This is a genomic window from Waterburya sp., from assembly GCF_058530065.1.
In genome coordinates this window covers 1-2,555 of sequence record NZ_JBZNBU010000343.1, presented here as the reverse complement: position 1 = coordinate 2,555, position 2,555 = coordinate 1, and the positions used below count along the sequence as shown (strand labels likewise).

Annotated in this window: 3 protein-coding genes; all 3 read left to right on the top strand. The window is 38.8% G+C overall.

Going from position 1 to position 2,555, the window contains the following annotated elements:
• Nucleotides 1-1,329 (top strand): MGH1-like glycoside hydrolase domain-containing protein (locus tag AC33VI_RS20525; protein WP_491784122.1); only part of this gene is annotated, 1,329 nt, incomplete at its 5' end.
• 15 nt (nucleotides 1,330-1,344) lie between these two features.
• Nucleotides 1,345-1,521, top strand: a complete 177-nt coding sequence (locus AC33VI_RS20520) for a DUF3611 family protein (RefSeq protein WP_491784121.1) — start codon at nucleotides 1,345-1,347, stop codon at nucleotides 1,519-1,521.
• 2 nt (nucleotides 1,522-1,523) lie between these two features.
• Entirely contained in the window at nucleotides 1,524-2,465 is a 942-nt protein-coding gene (locus AC33VI_RS20515; RefSeq protein WP_491784120.1) for a metallophosphoesterase, read from the top strand.
• Nucleotides 2,466-2,555 lie beyond the last annotated feature (90 nt).

Here is a 2,555-nt window from a genome sequence, read left to right as displayed (position 1 = left end):
GCAGCGATCGATCCTGACTTTGCCAAAAAACAACTCGAACGCCTCACCCGTGAATGGTATATGCATCCCAACGGTCAGATGCCAGCCTATGAATGGGATTTTGATGGGGTAAATCCTCCCGTTCATGCTTGGGCGGTATGGCGAGTATATAGTATCGAACAAGAAATTTATGGGCGTGCTGATAAAAAGTTTTTAGAACGGGTATTTCAAAAGCTACTGCTTAACTTTACCTGGTGGGTAAATCAACATGACGACGATAATAATAATGTCTTTCAAGGAGGTTTTCTTGGCTTAGATAACATCGGTGTCTTTAATCGCGGAGGAGATCTGCCGACAGGGGGGAAATTATCCCAATCTGATGGTACTAGCTGGATGGCGATGTATTGTTTGGATTTACTGACTATTGCCCTAGAGTTGGCACAAGATAATGATGTTTACGAAGATATCGCCAGCAAGTTCTTTGAACATTTCCTCTATATTGTCGATGCCATGAATCATATGGGTACAAAAGGCACTGATTTATGGAATGAAGAGGATGGTTTTTATTATGATGTGCTGCATCTTCCTAATGGAGAAAATATCGACCTCAAAGTGCGTTCGATGGTGGGTTTAATTCCCCTATTTGCTGTTACCACTATCGAACAAAAAACTCTGGATAAATTACCAGGATTTAAAAAACGAGTCGAATGGTTCATTAACCAACGTCCCCAACTCAGTCGTAACCTTGCTTGTATGGAAGGATGCGATAGTGATTCCCGTCGCTTACTCGCAGTAGTAGATGAAGATAGATTGCGTCTTTTGTTGCAAAAAATGTTAGCTGAAACGGAATTTCTCAGCGATTATGGTATTCGTTCTGTTTCTAAATACCATCAAGAGCATCCCTATACTTTTGATGTCAATGACGAAACTTATCAAGTTGCTTACGAACCAGCCGAATCTCCCAGTAAGATGTTTGGCGGAAATTCCAATTGGCGGGGTCCTATTTGGTTTCCTGTAAATTATCTTTTGATTGAAGCTTTGCAAAGATTTGATTATTACTATAACGGTAATTTGCAAGTCGAATGCCCCACAGGTTCGAGTAAGATGATGGCTCTTGGGGAAGTAGCATCAGAATTAGAAAGACGCTTAATTAAAATCTTTCTACCAAAAGAGAACGGGGAACGACCAATTTATGGTGATTTTAGTAAATTTAATACTGATGAAAATTGGCGCAATCTATTGACGTTTAATGAATATTTTCATGGAGATAATGGTGCAGGTTTAGGTGCATCTCATCAAACTGGTTGGACTGGTTTGGTGGCAGAACTAATTATGCAAAGAAGTGAGTAAAGATCTTATTTATCATTGGTCACGAATGCGATTTCTCGCCCCCAAGGGGTTGTTGTATACGAACGAGAACAAGTGATAAAAATTGCCGATTTACTCTTAGTTTTGGCTCAGTTAAATATTTTGGGCGCACATTTTTTTGGTAGTGCTAATTCTTTAGGATTGCTTAGTTGGATCTCAAAAGAGGACGTTTAACTATGGAAATGAGAAACAGAGACAGCCAAATAAATAATACAAAATTAACCAGAAATAAGAAAAAATTACTTTGGGGAATAGCAGCAATCCCTATAGTATTAATATTTTTAATTATCTGGGGTTTAGTTGAACCCTATATCTTAGATGACGAAGAAGAGACAGCAGTTATTCCCAATCTTCCCCCAGTCTGGGAAGGACAAAAGATCGGACAAGTATCTGATTTCCAAGTGGGTATGTGGTGGGATAATGTCGCCACAGTTGCTAAAAGCGTCGATAAACTAATTGAAGAACAACCCGCAGCAGTTTTAATTAGTGGTGACTTTATTTATCATGCTACTCCCAATCCCGAAGAGGAAATCAATGAAGTAATTAAACTAATTAGTCCCTTAACTGAAGCTAAAATTCCTACCTATGCAGTGTTGGGCAATCATGACTACGGGATGAAAAGTCAGAAAATGCCACCGAAAAAAGAACTTGCAGCCCAGTTGGAACAAGCATTAGAAGCTATTAACATTCAGGTTGTAAATAACGAAGCGGTAAAACTATCATTAAATAATCAAGAATCCGATCTATATCTAGTAGGTGTTGGCTCACATTGGGCAAATAATGACAAAGTAAATACAGCTTTGGCGCAATTACCCGATAATCGTCCTAGAGTTGTAATGATGCATAATCCTGACTCTTTTACTGCTTTTCCTGCTAATACTGCTCCATTTGCGGTTGCAGGACATACTCACGGAGGACAAATTCGTTTACCCTATTTACCAAAGTGGTCGTGGTTAGCTTTAGTTAAAGAAGATCGGGTGTTCGCTGATGAATGGATAGAAAATTATGGAGAAGCGGGAAATAAACTATATGTTAGTCGAGGTATTGGCTTTAGTGATGTCCCCATCCGAATTAATTGCGCTCCTGAAGTGACCTTTTTTACTTTAAGATCTGAATAAAATAGCAATTTTGGCATATTTGATTGTTGAGATCGCCCAAATTTTTAACCATCTTTAGGACTACCAAGAAAATTAATGATACTAAATCCG